The organism is Burkholderia sp. BCC1208, from assembly GCF_902833095.1.
In the GTDB taxonomy this organism is placed as follows: Bacteria; Pseudomonadota; Gammaproteobacteria; order Burkholderiales; family Burkholderiaceae; genus Burkholderia.
The window spans coordinates 212309-235018 of sequence record NZ_CADFDY010000005.1; the positions used below are offsets into that span (position 1 = coordinate 212309).

Sequence of the window (22710 nt, forward strand, 5' to 3'; positions counted from 1 at the left end):
CACGACCGGCGAAAGCATGAAACAATGCCCGGATATCGGCCGCCCCAGGCGGCCTTCGATGGAGCCACTACATGGGTAAGGGAAAGAAATCCGCGCCGCCCGAGGCGGTCGCCTCCCGGCCGAGCCGCGAAGAAGCGGAAGACGCCGTGCGCGTGCTGTTGCGCTGGGCCGGCGACGATCCCGCGCGCGAAGGCCTGCTCGACACGCCCGCACGCGTCGTACGCGCCTACGAGCAATTCTTCGCCGGCTATGCGCTGGAACCGCGCGACATCCTCGCGCGCACGTTCAGCGAAGTCGACGGCTACGACGAAATGATCGTACTGAAGGACATCCGCTTCGAGAGCTACTGCGAGCACCACATGGTGCCGATCATCGGCCGCGCGCACGTCGCGTATCTGCCGAACCATCGCGTCGTCGGCATCTCGAAGCTCGCGCGCCTCGTCGACGCGTTCGCGAAGCGCCTGCAGATCCAGGAAAAGATGACCGTGCAGATCGCCGACACGCTGTTCGACGTGCTGCAGCCGAAGGGCGTCGGCGTGATCCTCGAAGCCGCGCACCAGTGCATCTCGACGCGCGGCGTGCACAAGCCGGGCGTCGAGATGGTCACGTCGCGCATGCTCGGCACGTTCCGCACCGATCCGTCGACGCGTCGAGAATTCCTGTCGATCGTCGCGAATCCTTCCTCGGTCAACCTGACGAATACCTGATGGAGCAGACGAAGCAAACGGCGCACGCGCCCGTCGTGCTCGTGACCGGCGCCGCGCGCCGGGCCGGGCGCGCGTTCGCCGAGTATTTCGCCGCGCACGGTTATCGCACCGCGGTGCACTACGACCGTTCGGCCGATGCCGCGCAGGCCGCCGCCCGCGCGATGGCCGAACGCGGGCACGATTCGGCGGCGCTGCAGGCCGACCTGTCCGATGCCGCGCAGATCACCGCGCTGATCGATGCAGTCTATGCGCGCTTCGGGCGCCTCGACGTGCTGGTCAACAACGCGTCGGTGTTCTGGCAGGACCATTTTCCGAGCTTCGATCTCGCGGCGTTCGACCAGGCATGGGCCGTCAACTGCCGCGCGCCGATCCTGCTCACGCGTGCGTTCTACGAGCGGGCCCGCGCGGCCGGCACGCAGGGTGTCGTCGTGAACGTGGTCGACCAGAAGATCAAGGAAAACTTCCACCGCGACCATTTCAGCTACACGGTCGCGAAGGCCGCGCTCGGCAACTTGACGCAGATGCTCGCGCTATCGTCCGCGCCGGTGCTGCGCGTGAATGCGGTGTTCCCGGGGCTGATGCTGCCGAGCGACGACCAGACCCAGGCCGACTTCGAACACGCGAGCCGCGCATCGACGCCGCTTGCGCGCATTGCCGGCCCCGACGACGTCGCAAGCGCGATCCTGCTGCTGACGGGCAATGCGTACAACGGCGTGGATTTCGTCGTCGATGCGGGCCAGAACCTGATCCGCGTGGATCAGGACGTGCTGTACAAGCACCGCTCGCCGGACGGCAAGCACTGACGCACGCACGGCGCGGGCGAGCGTCCGCTCGGATCGAGCGCGCCGCCGCCCGCCGCGTTACGGCTTCTCGGCGCTGCCGCCTTCGCGGACCTTGCCCTGCGCGACGCTCGTGCCGGGCGGCACGCTGTGCGTGAGCCACACGTTGCCGCCGATCACCGAGCCGCGCCCGATCGTCACGCGGCCGAGAATCGTCGCGCCCGCATAGATCACCACGTCGTCCTCGACGATCGGATGCCGTGCATTGCCCTTCACCAGCGCGCCTTCGCCATCGGCCGGGAAACTCTTCGCGCCGAGCGTGACGGCTTGGTACACGCGCACGCGCTCGCCGATGATCGCGGTTTCGCCGATCACGACACCCGTGCCATGGTCGATGAAGAAGCTCGGGCCGATCTGCGCGCCCGGGTGGATGTCGATGCCGGTCGCCGAGTGTGCGATTTCATTGATGAACCGCGCGAGCAGCGGCACGCCGAGCTGGTGCAGCGCATGCGCGAGCCGATGGTGCATCATCGCGAGCACGCCGGGGTAGCACAGCAGGATCTCGGTGATGTGCTGCGCGGCCGGATCGCCCGCGTACGCGGCCTGGATGTCGCTCACGAGCAGCGCGCGGATCGCCGGCAATTGCCGGCCGAATTCGCGCGCGATCTCGAACGCACGTTCGTCGAGCTCGGCGAACGGCGTATCGACATGCTCCGGCAGGAACGGCAACGCGCGGCGGATCTGCTCGGACAGGACGCGCAGCGTGCTTTCGAGCGTATGGCCGACGTAGTAGTCGACGCTTTCGTCGGTCAGGTCGGGCGCGCCGTAGTGCGTCGGAAACATCGACGCGCGCAGGCCGGTCACAATCTTGCAGATTGCATCGCGCGACGGCAGTTCGCGGATGCCGCGCGGATGGCGCGTGCGATGGAGTTCCTCGCGCGACTCGCGCAAGCCGGCGACGATTTCTTCGAGGCCCCACTGACGGGCGGGTGATGTCGACATATGCCAATGCGGGCAGCCGCGCTCGGTTGCACGGCCGCGAATAAAGTGACGGGTTCCGCAAGATTACCGCGTTTTTTGTCCGGGAGCGGCACGCCGGGGGTCGGCCGGACGGCCGACGCCGCATGAGCGCGACGGCGTCACATCGAGATGCTGCTCGCGTCGATCCACCGTACGGCCCAGTCGCGCGCGTGCGCGATCGCGTCGCCTTCGTCGTTGAACTGGAGCTCGATCGGAAAAAACCGGTTCGCGACGAGCTCCCCGTCGCTCGATCGGGAGATCACGACGTAGGGCTTGAATGAACCGTCACTGGCGCGTGCGGGCGCGCAATTCAACAGATAACCGCGGTGCGTGAAGGCAGTAGTCGCTTGCATGAATCCGCCACCTCTAGTCCCTTGCTTTGTTGTTCGCTACCCGTCTTTAAGGGTGCTGCGGCGCCCCGGCGCGGGCAGAGGCGGCGAGACTTCATCCCCTGTCGCCGCTTCGCAGGAAAAGAATCATACTCTGTAGAAAACGTGTCTTCTAGCTGAAATAAATCATGACAAATCAGTGCGCGTCGCGCGACCGCGGCGATCGCCCGCGCGCCTTTTCCCGTTGTGCCCGGAACGGGATTTGCTTCGATCCGGAGCGTGTCGCCGCCAGGAGAGCCGTGATGGAATCATCCGCTCGAACAGCGCGTGCGCATCCGCGCAGCGTCGAACTCGACAACGACGACACGCACGACAGTACCGTCGACACCGACGGCAAGAACCGCGAAGCGTCGCGCCTCGCCGGCGCCGGGCCGATCTCGCCCGACCAGGTCACGCGCAGCAACGCGTCGCTCGTCAACGCAATGCCGGAAGCCGGCGACGGTCTCGCCGGCTTCGACAGCCGCCCCGACGGCAATCATCCGGCGTTCGCCTTGCGCGCCGGCTACAGGGTGATCGAGAAAGGCTTCGACGCGCCGCCCGCGGGCGACACGCCGTTTGGTCCCGTTCACCGGATGCACGGTAGCGCGTACTGGCCCGGCCACGGCCGCCGGCCGGAGCGCGTCATCGAGTTGACGGTCGTGCCGGGATAGCCGGCGCGGCGTTTGAATCGATCGTTCGTTCGGGACCCGCCATCGATCGATGCCGGTGAATCGGCGCGTGCGATTCGACCGCGCGCCGATCCGTGCTCGTACGGGGCAGAAGCAAACGATTCCGCGCATGGGCATCGGCATTCGAGTCATGCGTGCAGCGCATCGCATCGACGCAGATGCATTGACCGAGGTCATGGCGCCACGCCGCGATTGCGATTGAATGACGATGCGTGCGGCGCATCGGCATGGTTGCCGTGCCAGGTCGATGTGTGCGCATGCGTTTTCGCCGACGAGGCGGCCGAACACACGACACGCATCGCGCGGTGCAGCATGCGTCGCGCGCATGGCCATGCACGACGGCGACAGGCCCGCGCGACCGCGCCTCACCGCGGGCATCTCGCTGCACGATCGTGCCCGTTGGTTTACTCTGCCTCGCAGCATTGCGCATTGCCCGGCCCGATCGGCCATCCGGCCGACTTCGTTTCAACTCGCCACTCGGAGACACTATGTACAAGCGTATTCTGGTTGCCGTCGACGGCAGCGACACGTCCCGCCATGCGTTCGATGCCGCGCTGGCGCTCGCGAAAGCGCACGGCGCGCAGCTGCAGCCGTTCTACGTGGTCGAGAACGCCGCGATCTACTACAACGTGCCCGGCTACGATCCGTCCGTGCTGCGCGATCAGCTCGTCGCGCAGGGCAACGCGCTCGCGCAGGATTTCGCGAAGCTGATGCAGGCCGCCGGCGTGACAGGCGAAACGCGGCAGAACGAAGCGACGTCGCTCAACGACGTATCGTCGCTGATCCTCGACGGCGCGAAAGCGTTCGGCGCCGATCTGCTCGTGCTCGGCACGCATGGCCGCCGCGGCTTCCGCCGCCTCGTGCTCGGCAGCATCGCCGAACAATGCGTGCGCCACGCGACGCTGCCCGTGTTGCTGATTCCGGCGGCCGCCAACGCAGACGAGCCGGCCGCCTGAGCGGCGTTCGGCCGGCGTGACCGGTCGCGACGTTTTGTCACCCGACAGCGGCAACTTGCGGTGGGACAATGATTTCGTCGATTCAACGCCGGAGTAAACGATCATGCTGACGCCCGTCGCCACCCGCCCCGCCGCCACGCCTCATGCCGGTAGCTGGGCTCCCCGTCAGGCCCCGCACTGCTCGTCGTGCGCGATGCGGCACCTGTGCATGCCGCAAGGCCTGGCGCCCGATGCGCTCAGTCGCCTCGAGTCGGTCATCTGCGCGGCACGCCCGGTCAAGCGCGGCGAAGCGCTGTTCCGCGAAGGCGACGCATTCGACAACCTGTACGCGGTGCGCTCGGGTTCGCTGAAAACCGTCGCGACGCGCCACGACGGCCGTGAACAGGTCACGGGCCTGCATCTCGCCGGCGAAGCGCTCGGCCTCGACGGCATCTGCGACGATACGCACCCGCGCACCGCGGTCGCGCTGGAAGACAGCTCCGTCTGCGTGATTCCATACAGCGCGCTCAAGGCGCTGTGCTCGGAAGCCGGCTCGATGCAGTTGCGCATGCACAAGCTGATGAGCGAACAGATCGTGCGCGAAACGTCGCAAACGATGCTGCTCGGTTCGCTGAACGCCGAAGAGCGCGTCGCCGCTTTCCTGCTCGACGTGTCGTCGCGCTACCTGAAGCGCGGCTACTCGCCGTCGGAATTCAACCTGCGGATGACGCGCGAAGACATCGGCAGCTATCTCGGCATGACGCTCGAAACGGTCAGCCGCACGCTGTCGAAATTCCAGAAGCGCGGCCTGATCGAAATGCACGGCCGCCACGTGCAGATCGTCGACTTCGACGGCCTGCAGCATCTCTGACACCGCACGGCGCGCGTCTCGCGCGCGCCGCTTGCATCACGTCGCCGGTCAATCGAGAAACAGCGCGGCACGCGCCTTCAGCGCCGCGCTGAAATCATCGAGCCAGCCGATCGACAGACGCCAGCTCTGCCAGTACAGATCGATGTCGATGGTTCGCCCGCGCGACATGTCGATCAATTCACCCGCCGCCAGCTGGCGATCGACCATCCGGTCCGGGCACATCCCCCATCCCAATCCCGTTTCGCATGCACGCAAATAGCCCGCGACGTGCGGTATCCAGTGCTGCGGCGGATCGAGATCGGCGCGCGTCACGCGCCGGATGAAGCGCGCCTGCAACCCGTCCTTCGGATTGAACATCACACACGGCGCGCGGCGCAGCGCATCGCGCGTGATCCCCGCATCGAAATACCGTGCGTAAAACGCCGGCGAGCACACCGCGCGATAGCGGATCCGCCCGAGCCGCTCCGACCGGCATCCGTGGATCGGCTCGGCCTGCGCGGTCACGGCGCCCTGCACGCTGCCGTCGCGAATGCGCGAGGCCGTGTAATCCTGATCGTCGATCACGAGGTCGAGCAGCGTCTCGCGTTCCGTGCAGAACGGCCCGACCGCGTCGATGAACCACGTCGCGACGCTGTCGTCGTTGACGGCCACGCGCAACGTCGGCCACGCGCTCGCGATCTGGCCCGGTAGCGCCGGCATCCGGCCGCCCAGTTCGGCTTCCAGCAACTGCACGCGTTCGGTATGCCGGCACAGCAGCGCGCCCGACGTGGTCGCGACACACGGCTGCCCGCGCTTGACGAGCACGCTGCCGACCCGCTCCTCCAGCAGCTTCACGCGCTGCGACACCGCCGACGGCGTGACATTTAGCTCCTTGGCCGCCCGCTCGAACGAACCGTGCCGGATCACCGCGGCGAGCGCATCGAGCAACGCGTAGTCGAGCATTAGATTTCCTTAATCTGCATTAGGTGATTTAGCTTCTCTTATTTCCGTGCTGCTCGCAGACTAGCGCTACCCGATTCATTCGTCTACTGCTTCCACGGCTGTCCCTCACCATGAACTGGCTCGCTTTTTCCCACGGCGCCGCACTGTGCGCGTCGCTCATCGTCACCATCGGCGCGCAGAACGCGTTCGTGCTGCGCCAGGGCATCATGCGCTCGCACGTCGGCAAGATCGTGCTGCTGTGCGCGGTGTCCGACATGATCCTGATCGGCGCGGGCGTCGGCGGCGCATCGGTGCTCGTCGAACGCTATCCGACCTTCGTCCATGCGGTGCTGTACGTCGGCCTCGCGTATCTCGCGTGGTTCGGCATCAACGCGCTGCGCCGTGCGTTCAAGCCGGGCCACGACACGCTCGACGTGCGCGGCGACGCGGTCGCGCCGCCGCCGCAGAGCGCGCTCGCGATCGTGCTGATGACGCTCGCGTTCACGTGGCTCAACCCGCACGTGTATCTCGACACGTTCCTGCTGATCGGCACGGCCGGCGCACGCGAGCCGGAAGGCGGGCGACTCGCGTTCGCGATCGGCGCGATGACGGCCAGCGTCGTATGGTTCCTCGGGCTTGGCTATGGCGCGCGATTGCTGGCGCCGTGGTTCCGCAAGGCGGTCGCGTGGCGCGTGCTGGATGGCGCGATCGGCGGCATGGTGCTGTTTCTCGCGGCCGTGCAGTTGCGGTAGGGAGGGGAGTGTCGCGGTATCCGCGGCGGATCGAATCCTCGACCGGCGTGATATCGGCGATGCGTCGAATGAGGGGGGTTGCTGATGGCGGTTACGCTCCTGTTCCTATCAGGCGTCCAGCGTCAATTCCACTGGGCCGGCTTCCTGCGCCCATAGAACGGATTGGGAATTTCCTTCAGGCAGGCGCGGTCGGTCAGCTTGCGCTGCGCGTCGCGCTCCGCAAGGGCCACTTTCGGGTCCGGGCCGTCGACTCCGAAATCCATGTCGCCCTCCACCCGGCCGTCGGGGAAGAAGTGCAGCACGATGCCGCCGCTCTTGTCCTTGACGGGCGGGCGCGTGACCGTGATCTCGCCTTCGCACCACGCCATCCCGGGTCGGGTTTCGCGATGCGTGTATTCGTCGTAATCGGGGGACGAGGCTTCCAATGCGCGCTTGTCGACCACTCGCTCCCACCACACCTTGAACTTGCGAGGCGTGGTCCATCGAAAATCCCATGCGACACTCGGTCTTTGCCCGCCGCCGCCTGTCCAGTGTGTCGCGCTCCGCGGCGTGGCGCTTGCCCCATCGGCGCTTGCCGCGTCGTCGAGGCTGTTCTTGTCCGGCGGCAGCAGATAGACGCCGTAGATGTCGTAATCCGTATAGTTGAAGGACCCGGCGGTGATGATGTCGTAGTTCGGGTCGTTCCATTTATTCACGTCGCCGGGCGCAAGGCGGTCCTTCTCGGCATCGTTCACGCTCTTGCTGCACGCAGCCGTGGAAAAAACCACCACGGACAGCAAGGTGATCCAGCAGCGGTTCATATTGAACTTCCTTCTCTTCCAGTCGATTTCATTCAAGTCGCGTCGCGCAGGCGCCATCTTGCGGCCGCTTCCAGCATCCGCCGCCAATCGTCCGCCGGCACCCCGCGCCAGCGCCTCCGGAAGTGCCTTACCCCGCGCCACCACGTCGAACACGGCGGCCATCGCCGGGTCTTCGTCGAAGCGCGCGCCGTACGCAAGCCCATTCGCAATAGATCAGCAGCGACGCCGCGCTTTCGGCGCCGTGCGCCCGGCAGCGTGCCAGTTGATCGCGCACGAAGCCGTAATGCTGCGCGACCGGCAACGACGCCAGCAGCGCGGGCTTTTCGGCACGCAGCCGCTCGAGCAACGTGTACGAATAGCAGGCGGCGAGCAGATCGTCCTCCTGCGCCCTGCGTCATTTCCCTAATCCTTCACGAAAATCGGTAATAAATACAATATTTTTGCGTGCCAGACCGCCGCCCGAACGGATCTCGCCGCCACGATGACGTCGCATCGTCCGCCATGCCGACACGCGAGCGCGAAACCCGCAGATTAGCGCGCCGGCGGCGGAACCTCGCCACGCGCTTCGCCGTCTCAACGCGACAGGCTTCATGTACCGCAGTCCCGTCCCGTCACCCGCAGATATCGGAGCAGAACATGGCACATCGCACCCTTGGCACTTCCCCCATCCAGGTTTCGCCGCTCGCGTTCGGCGGCAACGTCTTCGGCTGGACCGTCGACGAAAACGCATCGTTCGCGTTGCTCGACGCGCTCGCCGACACCGGCATCAACTTCATCGACACGGCCGACGTCTATTCGGCGTGGGTTCCCGGCAACCACGGCGGCGAATCGGAAACGATCATCGGCAAGTGGCTGAAGCGCTCCGGCAAGCGCGAGCAGGTCGTGATCGCGACCAAGGTCGGCCTGCTCGACGCACGCGCGGGGCTGTCGAAAGACAACATCCTGAAGGCCGTCGACGATTCGCTGCGCCGGCTGCAGACCGATTACATCGACCTGTATTTCTCGCATCGCGATCTGACCGACACGGCCCCGCTCGAAGAAACGCTCGGCGCCTATCAAACGCTGATCGACGCGGGCAAGGTACGCATCATCGGCGCGTCGAACTACAGCGGCGCACGCCTGCGCGAAGCGGCCGCCATCAGCGCGCGCGACGGGCTGCCCGCATACCAGGTCATCCAGCCCGAATACAACCTGCTCGACCGCGCCGGCTACGAACGCGATCTCGAGCCGGTCGTGCGCGACCTGAAGCTCGGCGTCGTCAGCTACTACGCGCTCGCGAGCGGGTTCCTGTCGGGCAAGTACCGCAGCGAGGCCGACCTGAAGAAGAGCGTGCGCGGCGATCGCGTCGCCGGCTATCTGAACGAACGCGGCCTGCGCATCCTCGCGGCGCTCGACGCCGTGTCGGCGAAGCACGGCACGCAACCGGCCGCGATCGCGCTCGCGTGGCAGATCGCGCGGCCGACGATCACCGCACCGATCGCGAGCGCGACGTCGCTCGCGCAGTTGGCCCTGCTCGGCGAAGCGATCCGCGTCACGCTCGATCAGGACGACATCCGTCAGATCGACGCAGCCAGCGCGCCTTGAAGTGCGTGGCGACGGCGGGCAGGCCGGGAGAACGGCGTTGCGCTTCCACGGCCTGCCTGCGACCTACGCGAACGTCACCGGCGCGCAGCCGCCGGACGACGTGAGCGTCGAGTTCCGCGGCGGCAAGATGGGCTATCAGCAGGACGTCTCGCTCGGGCTGCCGTCGCCTTCGTCGAAGTAAACCGGCAGCGCTTACCCCAAAGCCGCACCGATGTCTTGACTCATACGGCCGCCTCCGTTGACCGGCAAGGACATCGACCGCGCAATCGCCCGCTGCGCCCCGCTGCAAGCGCTTCACGCGCCTGCCCCGGTCTTTCACGGATTGACCGCGGCGTTCGGCGTGCCCGAGACTGCGCCGCTCGGGCCGTCATCGGGAGAACGTCATGCCGGACACCAGCACGGAGATCGCCACGATCTCGACGCGCGCCGTACGCGGCGCCGAGCGCGTCGACTTCTGGGTCGACCATGTCGCGCGCACGCTCGTGCGGATCGAATGCAGCGGAAGGTCGTCCGAAGGGATCGATGCGTCGCTGCGCAAACGCGATCTCGGGCTGTTCCGCGCGTGCGACATCGTCGCGAACCGGCACGCGGTCGTGCGCACGCCGCACAACATCCACGCGGACCAGCGCGACGCCGTCTTCATCTGCCTGATGCACGAAGGGCACGGCTACACGTTCCAGGACGTCGACTGCATGCAGCACGGGCCTGGCGACCTCGTGCTGTACGACACGTCGATGCCGTACGGTCACGGCTTTCCCGCCGACATGGCGATGACGGTGCTCGACGTGCCGCGCGACGTGTTCGAAGCGCGCGTCGGCCCGTGGCGCTACCGCAGTCTCGTCAAGATCGACCGCGGCGACGGCGTCGCGTCGTGGGCCGTGCGGCAGGTGTATGCGCTGCTCGCCGCGCTGCCGGAACCGACGCCCGACGCGCGCGAACGGCGCGCCGCCGCGATCCTCGATCTCGTGCAGTCGATGCTGCGGCTGCGCGACGGCGATGCATCGCCGACGAAGTCGACGGTTCACACGCTGTCGCGTGCGAAGACGTTCATCGAAAGCCATCTCGCCGACGACGATCTCGACAGCCGGTCGGTCAGCCGCGCGATCAACCTGTCGCCGCGCCAGCTCGCACGCGTGTTCGAGATCGAGGGGATGCCGCTCACGCGCTACATCCTCGCGCGGCGGCTCGAACGCTGTCGCGCCGACCTGCGCGACCGGTCGCTGAAGCACCTGACGGTCAGCGAGATCGCGTTCCGCTGGGGCTTCAACAACAGCGCGCACTTCAGCCGCAGCTATCGCGCGCGGTTCGGCGAGACGCCGAGCGACACGCGCGCGCCGGCCGACGCGTGCTAGCGCACGCGCCCGGCCGCCCACACCGCCACTCGCCTCATGTCCCGGCGAGGCAAGCAGGGCGTCCGCCCCGGTCAAATGGGGCTGCAACCCGCTCGCTAAGCTGACCTCCTGCGCGGCGGCATGCGTTCCGCCGCCCGACAGCAAGGAGAAGAAGCGGGATGGAGACGTACGACCACATCGTCGTCGGCGGCGGTTCGGCCGGCTGCACGGTTGCGCACCGGCTCGTGAAGGCCGGCCGGCGCGTGTTGCTGCTCGAGGACGGCCCGAAGGACGACAGCCTGTTCATCCGGATTCCGGCGACGTTCATCCGCGTGCTCGGCACGCAGCGCACGGTGACGTTCGAAAGCGAGCCGCAGCCGGGCGCGGCGGGACGCAAGACCTACGTGCCGCAGGGCCGCACGCTCGGCGGCGGCAGCTCGGTCAACGCGATGCTGTACGTACGCGGCACGCGCGAGGACTACGACGACTGGGCCGCGCTCGGCTGCACCGGCTGGGGCTGGGACGACGTGCTGCCCGTGTTCAAGCGCGCCGAATCGCATCTGCGGCTCTCCGAGCCGTATCACGGCACCGACGGGCCGTTGAAGGTCGGCGACACGCGCTTCCGGCATCCGCTGAGCCTCGCGTTCGTGAAGGCCGCGCAGGAAGCCGGCATCGCGTACAACGACGACTTCAACGGCGCCGCGCAGCATGGCGTCGGCTTCTATCACACGACGATCTTCGACGGGCAGCGCGGCAGCACCGCGGCCACCTATCTGGCCGACGCGATCGCCGATCCGAACCTGCGCGTGCTGACCGGCTGCCGCGCGACGCGCATCCGGTTCGACGGCCGCCGGGCGACCGGCGTCGAATGGCGCACCGCGAGCGGCGCATCGGGATCGGCCGCCGCCCGCGCCGACGTCGTGCTCGCGGCCGGCGCGTTGAGCACGCCGAAGCTGCTGATGCTGTCGGGCATCGGCCCCGGCGCACACCTGCACGCGCACGGCATCGACGTGCTGCACGACAGCCGCGACGTCGGCGCGCACTACCAGGATCATCTCGAGGTATCGATCTACGGCCGCAGTGAAGCGCCGATCAGCCTGCTCGGCGAGGATCGCGGGTGGAACGCGTTGCGGCACGGGCTGCAATGGATGCTGTGCCGCTCGGGCCTGCTGACGTCGAACGTCGTCGAATCGGGCGCGTTCGTCGACACGACCGGCAGCGGCCGCCCGGACATCCAGTTCCACGTGCTGCCGACACTCGTCGGCGACGTCGATCGCGAACCGCTGTCCGGCCACGGCCTGTCGATCAACCCGTGCCTGCTCCGGCCGCGCTCGCGCGGCTCCGTGCAACTGCGCGGCAACGATCCGGCCGCGCCGATCCGGTTCGACAGCGGCGCGCTGTCCGATCCGGCCGACGTCGAGGGCCTCGTGCGGGGTGTCGCGCTCGCGCGGCGGATTCTGCGTGCGCCGTCGCTCGCGCGCATCGTTCGCGAAGCCGAGACGCTGACCGATGCCGCGCTCGCCGACTACGTGCGGCGTCGCGCGAAAACCGTCTATCACCCGGCCGGTACGTGCCGCATGGGCAACGACGCGCACGCGGTCGTCTCGCCGCGTCTCGCGGTGCAGGGCGTCGACGGATTGCGGATCTGCGATGCATCGGTGATGCCGCGCATCGTGTCCGGCAACACGAACGCGCCGACGATCATGATCGCGGAGCGCTGCGCCGAGTTCATGCTGGCAGCGTGATGCGATGCGCGTGCGCATGCACCGCGCCGTGCCGCGCCGAAAAAGAAAGCGGCGCATGATGCATGCGCCGCCGCCGAACCATCTGAAAACCGGTATCACCCGCCGGCCGCATGCATCGCATCGCGCAGCGCCATCGGCGACGCGCCGTAGCGCTCGCGGATCGCGCGGCTGAAATGCGCCTGGCTCGAAAACCCCCAGCGAAACGCGATCTCGCCGATGCTCGTCTTGCGCAGCCGCGCATCCGTCAGTTCGCGATGCGCGTGCGACAGCCGTTCCGACCAGATGTGCTGCGTGATCGACTCGCCTTCGGCCGCGAACAGACGGCCCAGATGCCGCAGCGACAGCCCGACCGCATCGGCGACGGCCTGCGGCGCGAGTTCCGGCTCGCCGAGATGCGTCGCGATGTACTGCTTCGCGGTCAGCAGATACGACAGCGACGCGCGCGAGGCACCCGCGCCGTTCATTTCGGCGTCGATGAGCTCCGCGATCAGCGTGCGCGTGTGCTCGGCGAACCGCGCGGCGTCGCGCTCGACCGGCGTCTTCATGAATCGCTCGACGCTCGCGCGCAACGTCGCGCCGAGCATCGCGCCCGCGCCCGGCTTCGGCGCGATCCGCAGCGGCAGCGCGGCGAGTGCCGTATCGAGCCGGTCGTCGAACGTCGTGATCGGGATATCGATCAGCAGTTGCCGCATCGGCGTCAGGAATCCGAACAGATACGGCACACGTGTGTCGTAGACGACGACATCGCCGGCTTCCGCGAGCAGGCACCGGTCGCGCTGAATGAAATACGCGCGCCCGCTCACGATCTGGCACGCGAACAGCGACTCCTTTGGCAACTGGCGCACCAGCGCGGGGCTGCGTTCGATCACGTGATCCTGCCCGCTGATGTCGGCGATGCCGAGGCCCGGCAGCGCGATGTCGGTCTTCTCGACTTCGAGCCCGGCCGGCGACAGCGACGAGCAGCGCAGGCCGACCAGCGTCGCCGCGTTGAACGCATCCCAGTACGCCATCCTGTCGCGCGCCGGTACGTCGGCCGTCGAGCCTCGCGTGCGTGAAAAAACGGTCGAATTCGTCACGTCGCCTCCTGCTGGCGCCTGTCGTGCGGAACGGCACGGATTGGGGGATGGTCCGTCTGGGTTTTGGTGCGATGCAATGTCCGGCGCGGTCAAGCAATTCGTCCAGCCCAGTCAAGAGCGGCGCGCACCGGCTGGCTAAAGTCGAGCCCACGATACCCCTACACAAGGAGACATACCGTGGTCGACCAAGCCGTATCCGAATTCTGGCAAAACATCCCGGCAATTGCCAATCCGTTCAAGCCCGATGCGCTGCCCGAAGCCTACATCCCGAACGCGGCCACCGACGACGAGCGTTATTACGTTCCGTTCACCGAAACGGTTTCGTCGCGGCCGCTGTGGATCTCGCCGTCGCAGAACAAATGGTGCGACATCCTGATGGCGAAGAAAGCCGGGCTCGTGAACCGGCACTATCACCCGCACGAGGTTTTCGCGTACACGCTTTCGGGGAAATGGGGCTACCTGGAACACGAATGGACCGCGACCCGCGGCGATTTCGTGTACGAGACGCCGGGCGAAGGCCACACGCTCGTCGCGTTCGATCATCCCGAGCCGATGCGCGCGTTCTTCATCGTCAAGGGTCCGCTGATCTGGCTCGACGACGCAGGCAATCCCGACGGCTACTTCGACGTGCATTCGTACATCGCGATGTGCAAGGCGCATTACGAGAAGGTCGGCCTCGGCGCGCAAGCGATCGAGAAGCTGTTCCGCTGACGCACGGCGAGGCTCGCGATGACTTCCCCTTCCTCCTCCCGATCCGCATGGACGTACGAGAACAGGTTGCTGCTGATCCTGTTCATGACGTTCGGCTTCGTGTTCTTCGACCGCCTCGCGCTGTCGTTCCTGTTTCCGTTCATGTCGGCCGAGCTGCACCTGACGAACACGCAGCTCGGCATGGTGTCGTCCGCGCTGGCGCTCACGTGGGCACTGTCGGGCGCCGCCACCGGCGCATGGTCCGACGCGCGCGGCACGCGCAAGCCGCTGCTGATCGCGGCCGTGCTCGGCTTTTCCGTGTGCTCGGCGTTGTCGGGCCTCGTCGGCGGCTTCGCGAGCCTGATCGCGTTTCGCGCGCTGATGGGCATCGCCGAAGGCCCCGTGCTGCCGTTGTCGCAATCGCTGATGGTCGAGAGTTCGACGCCGAGCCGCCGCGGGCTGAACATGGGCCTGCTGCAAGGCTCGGCCGCCGGCCTGCTCGGCGCGATGATCGGCCCGCCGGTCGTGATCGGCATCGCCACCGCATACGGCTGGCGCGAGGCGTTCTACGTGTCGTGCATTCCGGGCTTCCTGATCGCGTTCTGCATCTGGCGCTGGGTGCGCGAAGTGCCCCCCGGCGGCGTGCGCCACGCGCAGGCCGATACCGCCGCGGTGCCGGTCGCCGGCGGCGCGGCGGTCAGCCGCTGGGCGCTGCTGAAGGAACGCAACATCCTGCTGTGCGTGCTGATCAGTTGCTTCTTCCTCACGTGGTTCGTCGTGATCATCTCGTTCGCACCGGTGTTCCTCGTGGAAAGCCGCCACCTGTCGCCGGCCGACATGGGCGTCGTGATGACCTGCCTCGGCGCCGCGTGGGTGTTCTGGGGCTTCGCGGTGCCGGCGATCTCCGACCGGATCGGCCGCAAGCCGACGATGATCGTGTTCGCGCTGATCGCGGCCGTGTGCCCGGTCGTGCTGATCCACGTCGGCTCGGTCTGGGCGCTCGGCGCGCTCGTGTTCGTCACGTACACGGGCCTCGGCTGCTTCACGCTGTTCATGGCGACGATCCCGGCCGAAACGGTGCCGCCGCGCGCGATCGCGAGCGCGCTCGGGCTGATCATGGGCGCCGGCGAGCTGATCGGCGGCTTCGTCGCGCCGACCGTCGCCGGCTTCGCGGCGGACAGGTACGGCCTGCAATTCGCGATGTGGACGTCGAGCACCGGCGCGATCCTTGCATGCGTGCTGTCGTTCGGCCTCGTCGAAACCGCGCCGGCCGTGCTGCGCAAGCGCGCGCTCGCAGGCGCCGCCGCTAGCCGCTTCGATACGCAGAACCTCGGAGGACGCTGACATGCGCGCACTTCAATGGCATGGCCCGCGCGACGTCCGTCTCGTGGAAATCGACACGCCGCGCGTCGGCCCCGGCGACGTGCGCATCGCGGTCGCGTATTGCGGCATCTGCGGCAGCGACCTGCACGAATACGCGGATGGCCCGCACGCGATTCCGGTCGACGTGCCGCATCCGCTGTCGCGCCGCACCGCGCCGCTGACGCTCGGCCACGAGTTCTGCGGAACCGTCGTCGAAGTCGGCGAAGGCGTGACCACGCTGCGCGCGGGCGACCGCGTCGCGGTCGAGCCCGAGTATCGCTGCAGCCAGTGCGCGTACTGCCGCTCGGGGTCGTACAACCTGTGCGTGTCGATGGGCTTCGCCGGGCTGATGGGCGACGGCGGGATGGCCGACTTCGCGGTCGTGCCGGCCTACATGCTGCATCGCCTGCCCGACGGCGTGAGCCTCGAACAGGCCGCGGTGATGGAGCCGGCCGCCGTGGCACTGCACGCGCTGCGGCGCGGCGAACTGCGGCTCGGCGAGACCTGCGCGGTGTTCGGGCTCGGGCCGATCGGGCTGCTGCTGATCATGCTCGCGAAGCTGCAGGGCGCGACGACGATCGTCGCCGTCGACGTGTCGCCCGAACGGCTCGCGGCCGCCACGCGCTTCGGCGCGACGCATGCGTTCGATGCGCGCGGGCTCGATGCGTCGGCGTTGCAGGACGCGATTCGCGCGGCCACGGGCGGGCTCGGTGTCGATACGAGTTTCGAAGCGGCCGGATTGCAGGCCACGTTCGAATCGGCGATGCGGGCGCTGCGCAAGGGCGGCCGCGTCGTGATGGTCGGCCTGATGCCGCATGCGGGCTTCGACGCATTCCGCGCGGTCAACGACGAGCTGACCTTCACGGCGAGCGTCGGCTACCGGCATGCGTACGGAGACCTGCTGCGCATCGTCGCGTCGGGTGCGCTCGATCTGACGTCGATCGTCACGCGCACCGTGTCGCTGGAAGACGCCGTCGCCGACGGCTTCGACGCGCTGCTCGCCGACCGCACGCAGATCAAGATCCTCGTTTCACCCGCGCAGCGGCCGGCCTGCCGCACGCACATCATCGGGAGCCTCGAACATGAGTCGTCAGTGGGCGTTTGAAGGCAAGACCGTCGTCGTGACGGGCGGCACGTCGGGCATCGGTGCGAGCACCGCCTGGCGCTTCGCGGAAGCGGGCGCGTCGGTCGTCGCGCTCGGGCTCGACGTCGCCGGTCCGCATGCGCCCGTGCATCCGCGCGTCCGGTGCATGGAGCTGGACGTGACCGACAGCGACGCGCTGACGCACACGATCGCCGCGTTGCCGCGGCTCGACGTGCTCGTCAACGGCGTCGGCATCAGCCGGCACGCGGACGAATACCGGATGGATCAGTTCGAACTCGTGCTGAACGTGAACCTGACGTCGGTGATGCGCGCGTCCGACGCCGCGCGGCCGGCACTGTCGGCGAACGGCGGCAGCATCGTCAATATCGCGTCGATGTACACGTACTTCGGCAGCAAGGACCGGCCCGCGTACAGCGCGAGCAAGGGCGGCATCGCACAGCTCACGCGCTCGCTCGCACAGGCGTGGGCCGATCGCGGCATCCGCGTGAACGCGGTCGCGCCCGGCTGGATCGACACGCCGCTCAGCAGCGGGCTGATGGCCGATACGCAGGCGTCGCGGCGGATCCTCGATCGCACGCCGCTCGGGCGCTGGGGCACGGCCGACGAAGTCGCGGAAGTGATCCTGTTCCTGTGCTCGCCCAGTGCATCGTTCGTCACCGGCGCGATCGTACCGGTGGACGGCGGGTATTCGACGGTCTAGCAACCGGCGCCTCGCGGCAGCGGCGAAAGGCTTACGCCGACGCCGCGACGCGCCGTCCGATTCCGTTTCATCAAGACCATGCCGAGACGTATCCGCTTCGGCATTCGTCACAACAATAAGTAGTCCCATTAAAAATATCCGACCCGATCGGAAACATGTGAGGAGCACATTGGAGATGACGAAAAAGACCCTTCTGGCACTCGCGGCCTGCACGATCCCGGCTGCGTCGTTCGCGCAAAGCAGCGTGACGATGTTCGGGCTGATGGACGCCGGCATCAGCTATGTCAGCAACGAAGGCGGCCACGGCAACCCGAAATTCGACGACAACATCTTCTTTCCGAACCTGCTCGGCTTCGAGGGCAAGGAAGATCTCGGCGCGGGCACGCGTGCGATCTTCCGGCTCGTCAACCAGTATTCGCTCGGTAACGGCTCGATCATCGGTGGCGGGCTGTTCGCGCGCACGGCCTATGTCGGGCTGCAGAACGACCGGTACGGCACGCTGACGCTCGGCAACCAGTACGAGTTCATGGTCGATTCGCTGGCTGCCAGCGGCAACGAGATCGCGCAGGACCTCGTCGGCCTGTACGGCTTTCGTAACGGGCCGTTCGACCGGCTCGCGCTGCCGAACAACCCGACCGGCGCATTCGACTGGGACCGCGTCGCCGGCAGCAATCGCGTCGCGAATTCGGTCAAGGTCACGAGCCCGTCGCTGGCGGGCCTGACCGTCGGCGCGCTGTACGGCTTCGGCAACGTCGCGGGGTCGGTGGGCGCGAACAACACGGTCAGTGTCGGCGCGAGCTACGACAACGGTCCGTTCGGCGCGGGTGCCGCCTATACGAACCAGAAATACGGCGCGGCGGCCGGGCTGCCGGCGACCAGCGTGCGCAACTGGGGCGCGGGTGTGCACTACACGCTCGGCACGGTCACCGGGAAGGCGCTCGTGACGACCGTGCGCAACTCGGGGAACGGCGCGGGCGTCTGGTCGGCGGAGGCCGGCGCGTCGTGGCATCCGTCGCCCGCCTGGGTGGTCGGCGCGAGCTACACGTACATGAAAGGCAACGACACGCTCGACAACGCGCATGCGCACCAGGTCCTGGCCGCCGTCCAGTACTGGCTGTCGAAACGCACGATGGTGTATGTGGCGGGCGTGCATCAGCGCGCAAGCCACGGCAGCAACGCGCGGATCAACGGCGTGCTGGATCCGAATGGCGCGTCGAGCGGCGCGTTGCAGTCGATCGCGCGGATCGGGTTCAGTACGCGGTTCTGAGCCGGCGCCGGCTGTCGGTGTTCCGGCATCCGGCGCGGCCGACGACGAAGGCGCGACGCCGGTTCGGCCGCTGCCTTCGTCCCTCTTCATGTTTCACTCCGCGATCGAAGACAGTGGGGGCAGGCGCCGACGCCCTAACGACCGCCGCTCCCGAACTAATCGCCAGCACGATCCGCCGCGCCGACCTCCTTGGCGAAGGCGAGCAGCAGCTCGCCGAGCCGACCCGGTTGCTCCTGCTGGATCCAGTGACCGGCGCCGTCGATCAACTCGATGCGGCTCATTCTCGTCGTCGCCTTCGTCCTCATCAGATCGAGCGCGCCCGGCGCCGAATAGGTACCCCAATCGCTCTTTCCGCTGATAAAGAGCGATGGGACATCGATCGTCTTGCCCGAGAACAGACGCAACTCGGCGTTCAGATCAGGATCGGAAAAGACGCGATACGCCTGCAGGGCGCCTTGAAATCCCGTGCGGCCATACTCGGCCGTGTACACCCCGAGTTCCGGCTCGGTGAGCCATTTGCAGGCCCGGACCTCGGCGGCGGATGGCTGGAATGGCGCGACGGTCTGGGGCATCGTCTTGCCGAGATCCATCACGTAATAGGTGGGCATCCGTGCAAGCTCCGTGGCGGTCCGCGCCTTCAACGGATACGGCTTGTTTCCCGGCCAGTCCGCGCTCTTGACATGGAAAAATGCACGAAGAAAGGCGTGCAAGCCTTGAGGGGGATGCCACATGTCATCGTTCGCCTCCCGTGTGCTCAAGTATTGCTGGTAATACTCCCTGGGCGGGTCGAGCGATGCCAGCGCGGCCGCCAACTTCTGATTCTCGGTGTTCGGACGAGCCGACGATGCGTCGCCTTGCGCGGTGTTGAACGGCAGGGCCGGCGGCCCGGGGAACGGTGCGCTCATCAGCACCACCGACGGAAAGACGTCAGGCCGCGCCAGCGCGCAATAGGCCGCCACCGGCGAGCCGAGGTCGTGCCCGACGAGCATCGTCGTCCGCCGATACCCCAACGCCGAAACCAATCCGAGGGCGTCGCGCGTCATATTCAGGAGACCGAATGGCGCCAGAGGGGCGTCATAGCCGTTCACCCAGCCGGTGGTGCGCCCGAAACCCCGCTGGTCGGGCGCAACGACGTGATATCCGGCGTCAGCCAGGATGGGGAGCAGGTGTCGCCAACCGTAAGCCAGATCCGGAAAACCGTGCAGAAGCAGCGCGAGCGGCCGGCCGGGACTTTCGTAACCGGCCTCGAGAACATGGACATCGAGGCCGTTGACCCCATGGATCATGCGTGAGCGGACCCCGGTGGGAAGCGTTCCTTCGCCATATGTCGACGTGGCCAAATCAATTCCTCCCGTAGGGTTTGCGCGGGCGGGTCGAAGGAACGCCGCAACCAGGCCGGCCGCGCCCATCGCCAGGACCGCTCGTCGGGATGCCGATGGCTTGATCGAGTAACAGGACATCGCACATCTCCGATATATGGTGATCACCATACTATGGCGGTCACCATAGCCACGTCAAGCGGAACGTGATAGGTTCTCGGCATGACACGCAAGACTGACGCGCGCGCTCGCGCAATTGCCACGGCCGAGCGACTATTCCGCATCCAGGGCTACACGGCGACCGGGTTGACCCAGATACTCGAGGAAAGCGGCGCGCCCAAAGGATCGTTCTACTTTCATTTCCCACGGGGCAAGGCGCAACTCGCGGAAGAAGCCATCGATAACTATGTTGCGAATCGAATGGCCGTGTTGCGGGATATCTCGGCGAGTACGGCGGGCGATGCGCTGAATTTCGTTCATCGAATTTTCAGCACGTTCGCGGCCGAAATGGTCGCCTCCGATTTCCAGTACGGATGTCTGATGCAGAATCTGGCGAACGAGCTACCGGCGCTCGACGCCGAGCTGACCCAACGCGTGGCGCATGGATTTGCCGAGTCGACCGCGATTATTGCGGAGCATTTCAGGGGCTGCGGTTTCGCTCCCGCGCGCGCGGACTCCTCCGCGGCCGCATTGGTAGCCGCCCTCGAAGGCGCGCGAACGATCGCCCGCCTGGAACGCACGCCGGCCGTATTCGAAGCGCTGGCAGAGGTGAGTGTCCAAAGGTGGGCTGCTCCCGAGGGGTGATCCGGTCCGATGTTCATTGCCGGGCCACCACGATCAGTTCGCTTCGGCTCGAGCAGGAAAAGGTCACGCTCATTTGGGTCGCGCCGAGGCAGCCGGACAACTTGAACGCATGGAGAATGGGCATGCAGCAGCAACCGAAAAAGGCGAAGCAGATCGGCCCGCCGGCGACCTCGAGGCTGAGCCGGTCGTACGGCGACGCCGATTTCGTCGACGCATTTTCGGTGGACTTGCCGGCGACTGCCTGCAACGACGCAGAGTCTCTCGCTCGATACGTCTTTGCAGGACAACCCCAGTGGATCGCCATGCTGCAGGAAATTCGCGACATTGCCGTCCGGCCGTTCGGCCTCAAAAGAACGATCGACCTGAAAGCCGCGAAAGACGACCGGCTCAGTATTTTCCGCGTGTTCGAACGGCACGAAGACGAGATCATTCTGGGCGAGGACGACGCGCATCTCGATTTCCGCGTGTCGATTCTCGTGCAGCCTGCCTCCGGCGATCGGCCCCGGCAACTGATACTCACGACGCTCGTCTTCTACAATCGTCTGCTGGGCCGCGCCTATCTCGGCGTTATCGCGCCTTTCCATCGCCTCGTCGTGCGAGCCTCGCTCGACCGGGCACAGACGCTCGGATGGCCCGGCCGGTAGCGGTGAGGTCAGGCATGGCGACCCGTTTCCATCGGATCAGGGAAGACGTACGGCTGAAGCGCATCGCGAGGGTAACGTGGCACGCATGGCTGCTGGTGCTGTCGATCGTCGCCGGTTGCGCCCCAGTCAACAAGGAGTGCGAACTTGCAAGCGTGCTCTGTAACGCGTGAATCGAGGCAAACAGTCCGAGCGATGTCTCGCCGCATCAAAGATTCTTGCTCCGAAGCCAGACGCGGAGCGCTTCGACATGCTGTGCCTTGCATTCCAGCGGCAACCAGTGTCCGGCCGGCATCGTCGTCACGGTCAGGTCTGCGCATGCCGCACGCATGGGGTCGCCCTGGCGATTTCCGGTGATGCTGCAAATCTGATCGAATTCGCCGTTGACGAACAGCACCGGCTGCGAGAGACGGCCGCCATCCGGCGCGTTGCGCGCGTATGCGATGTTGGCCTCATCGTTCAGATACCACGCGCAGGCGGGACGGAAGCCATGAGCGTTGAACGACTCTACCAGCGCTTCGAAGTCCGCCGGCGGCCACAGAGCCGGATCGGGGCGAGTCGGCGGCGCACGATGCGCGGCACCGAAACGCCCTCCATTGCGCGTGACGACCGCATTCGGCGATACCTTGTCGATCCCGTCAGGGTCGCCCCGTCGAAAAATCGACGCCAGCGATGCTGTCCGGTCCGCATCCAGGTCTGCTACCGCCGCTTCGAAATGCGTCATGTAGTAGCGGTAGTAATCCCACTGGCCATCGGGATATTCGTCGGCAGGATAAATCGCCCGGTCGATCAGCGGAACGACCGTGCTCAGGGCGTGCCCGTCGGGTTGATAGGCCAGCGAGGTCAGCACGACACCGCGGCTGCGCTCGCGCTCGTGCGCGGACAACTCGGCGGCCACGACGCTGCCCCAGTCGTGCCCAACCCAGATCGCAGGCGCACCGCCGACGTGATCGTGGAGTTCGGCCATGTCCGCCACGACTGCCTCGATGGTGTAGGCGTCGTTCGCTTCTGGCGCAAAAGAGCCGCCGTAGCCGCGCAGGTCCGGCGCGACGCAATGCCAGCCGTCGGCGGCAAAGGCCTCCATCTGGGCGCGCCACATCAAGCTCGAGCTCGGCCAGCCGTGCAGAAAAAATATCAGCGGCCCCTCGGCCGGCCCGCTCTCGAGATAGTGCGTCACCTGACGCGTCGTGTTGAGCGTGCGCGATACCAGCGGGTGTCGAGATGTCTCCGTCATGATCCAGGGC

The 22710-nt window shown here is 66.8% G+C and carries 24 protein-coding genes; 17 read left to right on the forward strand and 7 right to left on the reverse strand.

Annotated features, from left to right (window positions below):
* The first annotated feature begins 71 nt into the window (after positions 1-71).
* Positions 72-707 carry a GTP cyclohydrolase I FolE gene (gene folE / locus HWX09_RS13680; RefSeq protein WP_027781852.1) on the forward strand — a complete coding sequence of 212 codons (636 nt, stop codon included), beginning with the start codon at positions 72-74 and terminating at the stop codon, positions 705-707.
* Complete coding sequence (locus HWX09_RS13685) at positions 707-1510, forward strand: SDR family oxidoreductase (RefSeq protein WP_027781851.1); 804 nt, start codon at positions 707-709, stop codon at positions 1508-1510. The genes folE and HWX09_RS13685 overlap by 1 nt, the downstream gene beginning before the upstream one ends.
* A 57-nt stretch (positions 1511-1567) precedes the next feature.
* Here HWX09_RS13685 and epsC read toward each other — a convergent pair whose 3' ends face one another.
* Both epsC and HWX09_RS13695 read right to left on the reverse strand, forming a co-directional pair.
* Positions 1568-2488, reverse strand: coding sequence for a serine O-acetyltransferase EpsC (epsC, locus tag HWX09_RS13690; RefSeq protein WP_027781850.1), 921 nt, complete (start codon positions 2486-2488; stop codon positions 1568-1570).
* Positions 2489-2625: 137 nt separating this feature from the next.
* Complete coding sequence (locus HWX09_RS13695; protein WP_006480138.1) at positions 2626-2859, reverse strand: hypothetical protein; 234 nt, start codon at positions 2857-2859, stop codon at positions 2626-2628.
* Positions 2860-3137: 278 nt separating this feature from the next.
* On the opposite strand from HWX09_RS13695, the gene HWX09_RS13700 reads away from it, so the two are divergent.
* The 3 genes from HWX09_RS13700 (at position 3138) to fnr (ending at position 5369) form a co-directional block, all read left to right on the forward strand.
* Positions 3138-3545 (forward strand): DUF3005 domain-containing protein, encoded by a 408-nt coding sequence (locus HWX09_RS13700; RefSeq protein ID WP_027781849.1) that lies wholly within the window; start codon positions 3138-3140, stop codon positions 3543-3545.
* A 506-nt stretch (positions 3546-4051) separates the two neighbouring features.
* A complete protein-coding gene (locus HWX09_RS13705; RefSeq protein WP_027781848.1) occupies positions 4052-4519 on the forward strand; it encodes a universal stress protein in 468 nt (155 codons plus the stop codon).
* Between the two features lie 103 nt (positions 4520-4622).
* On the forward strand, positions 4623-5369 hold the full coding sequence (fnr, locus tag HWX09_RS13710) for a fumarate/nitrate reduction transcriptional regulator Fnr (protein ID WP_027781847.1): 747 nt from the start codon (positions 4623-4625) through the stop codon (positions 5367-5369).
* Between the two features lie 48 nt (positions 5370-5417).
* On the opposite strand, the gene HWX09_RS13715 is transcribed toward fnr, so the two are convergent.
* Positions 5418-6311 carry a LysR family transcriptional regulator ArgP gene (locus HWX09_RS13715; RefSeq protein WP_027781846.1) on the reverse strand — a complete coding sequence of 298 codons (894 nt, stop codon included), beginning with the start codon at positions 6309-6311 and terminating at the stop codon, positions 5418-5420.
* Positions 6312-6421: 110 nt separating this feature from the next.
* Between HWX09_RS13715 and HWX09_RS13720 the strand changes: the two genes are divergently transcribed.
* A complete protein-coding gene (locus HWX09_RS13720) occupies positions 6422-7042 on the forward strand; it encodes a LysE/ArgO family amino acid transporter (RefSeq protein WP_027781845.1) in 621 nt (206 codons plus the stop codon).
* A 122-nt stretch (positions 7043-7164) separates the two neighbouring features.
* On the opposite strand, the gene HWX09_RS13725 is transcribed toward HWX09_RS13720, so the two are convergent.
* Positions 7165-8004 (reverse strand): DUF3304 domain-containing protein, encoded by an 840-nt coding sequence (locus HWX09_RS13725; protein WP_230469050.1) that lies wholly within the window; start codon positions 8002-8004, stop codon positions 7165-7167.
* Positions 8005-8478: 474 nt separating this feature from the next.
* Here HWX09_RS13725 and HWX09_RS13735 point away from each other — a divergent pair, with 474 nt between their 5' ends.
* From HWX09_RS13735 to HWX09_RS13750, 4 genes are all read left to right on the forward strand, one after another.
* On the forward strand, positions 8479-9426 hold the full coding sequence (locus HWX09_RS13735; protein ID WP_027781842.1) for an aldo/keto reductase: 948 nt from the start codon (positions 8479-8481) through the stop codon (positions 9424-9426).
* Positions 9427-9463: 37 nt separating this feature from the next.
* Positions 9464-9607 carry a hypothetical protein gene (locus tag HWX09_RS13740; protein WP_155257278.1) on the forward strand — a complete coding sequence of 48 codons (144 nt, stop codon included), beginning with the start codon at positions 9464-9466 and terminating at the stop codon, positions 9605-9607.
* A 202-nt stretch (positions 9608-9809) separates the two neighbouring features.
* Positions 9810-10778: a helix-turn-helix domain-containing protein gene (locus HWX09_RS13745; RefSeq protein ID WP_027781840.1), complete on the forward strand. Its 969-nt coding sequence runs from the start codon at positions 9810-9812 to the stop codon at positions 10776-10778.
* Positions 10779-10936: 158 nt separating this feature from the next.
* A complete protein-coding gene (locus tag HWX09_RS13750) occupies positions 10937-12502 on the forward strand; it encodes a GMC family oxidoreductase N-terminal domain-containing protein (RefSeq protein ID WP_027781839.1) in 1566 nt (521 codons plus the stop codon).
* A 95-nt stretch (positions 12503-12597) separates the two neighbouring features.
* On the opposite strand, the gene HWX09_RS13755 is transcribed toward HWX09_RS13750, so the two are convergent.
* A complete protein-coding gene (locus tag HWX09_RS13755; RefSeq protein WP_027781838.1) occupies positions 12598-13578 on the reverse strand; it encodes a helix-turn-helix domain-containing protein in 981 nt (326 codons plus the stop codon).
* A 177-nt stretch (positions 13579-13755) separates the two neighbouring features.
* Between HWX09_RS13755 and HWX09_RS13760 the strand changes: the two genes are divergently transcribed.
* The 5 genes from HWX09_RS13760 (at position 13756) to HWX09_RS13780 (ending at position 18702) form a co-directional block, all read left to right on the forward strand.
* The gene (locus HWX09_RS13760; protein WP_027781837.1) at positions 13756-14289 is read left to right on the forward strand and encodes a 2,4'-dihydroxyacetophenone dioxygenase family protein; all 534 of its coding nucleotides are present in this window, start codon (positions 13756-13758) and stop codon (positions 14287-14289) included.
* Positions 14290-14307: 18 nt separating this feature from the next.
* On the forward strand, positions 14308-15612 hold the full coding sequence (locus tag HWX09_RS13765; protein ID WP_027781836.1) for an MFS transporter: 1305 nt from the start codon (positions 14308-14310) through the stop codon (positions 15610-15612).
* Position 15613: 1 nt separating this feature from the next.
* A complete protein-coding gene (locus tag HWX09_RS13770; RefSeq protein WP_027781835.1) occupies positions 15614-16735 on the forward strand; it encodes a 2,3-butanediol dehydrogenase in 1122 nt (373 codons plus the stop codon).
* Complete coding sequence (locus HWX09_RS13775) at positions 16713-17435, forward strand: SDR family oxidoreductase (RefSeq protein WP_027781834.1); 723 nt, start codon at positions 16713-16715, stop codon at positions 17433-17435. The genes HWX09_RS13770 and HWX09_RS13775 overlap by 23 nt, the downstream gene beginning before the upstream one ends.
* Before the next feature lie 175 nt (positions 17436-17610).
* Complete coding sequence (locus HWX09_RS13780) at positions 17611-18702, forward strand: porin (protein ID WP_027781833.1); 1092 nt, start codon at positions 17611-17613, stop codon at positions 18700-18702.
* 155 nt (positions 18703-18857) lie between these two features.
* Here HWX09_RS13780 and HWX09_RS13785 read toward each other — a convergent pair whose 3' ends face one another.
* Entirely contained in the window at positions 18858-19988 is a 1131-nt protein-coding gene (locus tag HWX09_RS13785; protein WP_027781832.1) for an alpha/beta hydrolase, read from the reverse strand.
* Between the two features lie 255 nt (positions 19989-20243).
* On the opposite strand from HWX09_RS13785, the gene HWX09_RS13790 reads away from it, so the two are divergent.
* On the forward strand, positions 20244-20825 hold the full coding sequence (locus tag HWX09_RS13790; RefSeq protein WP_027781831.1) for a TetR/AcrR family transcriptional regulator: 582 nt from the start codon (positions 20244-20246) through the stop codon (positions 20823-20825).
* A gap of 122 nt (positions 20826-20947) precedes the next feature.
* Positions 20948-21469 carry a DUF2867 domain-containing protein gene (locus tag HWX09_RS13795; RefSeq protein WP_027781830.1) on the forward strand — a complete coding sequence of 174 codons (522 nt, stop codon included), beginning with the start codon at positions 20948-20950 and terminating at the stop codon, positions 21467-21469.
* Positions 21470-21674: 205 nt separating this feature from the next.
* On the opposite strand, the gene HWX09_RS13800 is transcribed toward HWX09_RS13795, so the two are convergent.
* On the reverse strand, positions 21675-22700 hold the full coding sequence (locus HWX09_RS13800) for an alpha/beta hydrolase (protein WP_027781829.1): 1026 nt from the start codon (positions 22698-22700) through the stop codon (positions 21675-21677).
* Between the last annotated feature and the right edge of the window lie 10 nt (positions 22701-22710).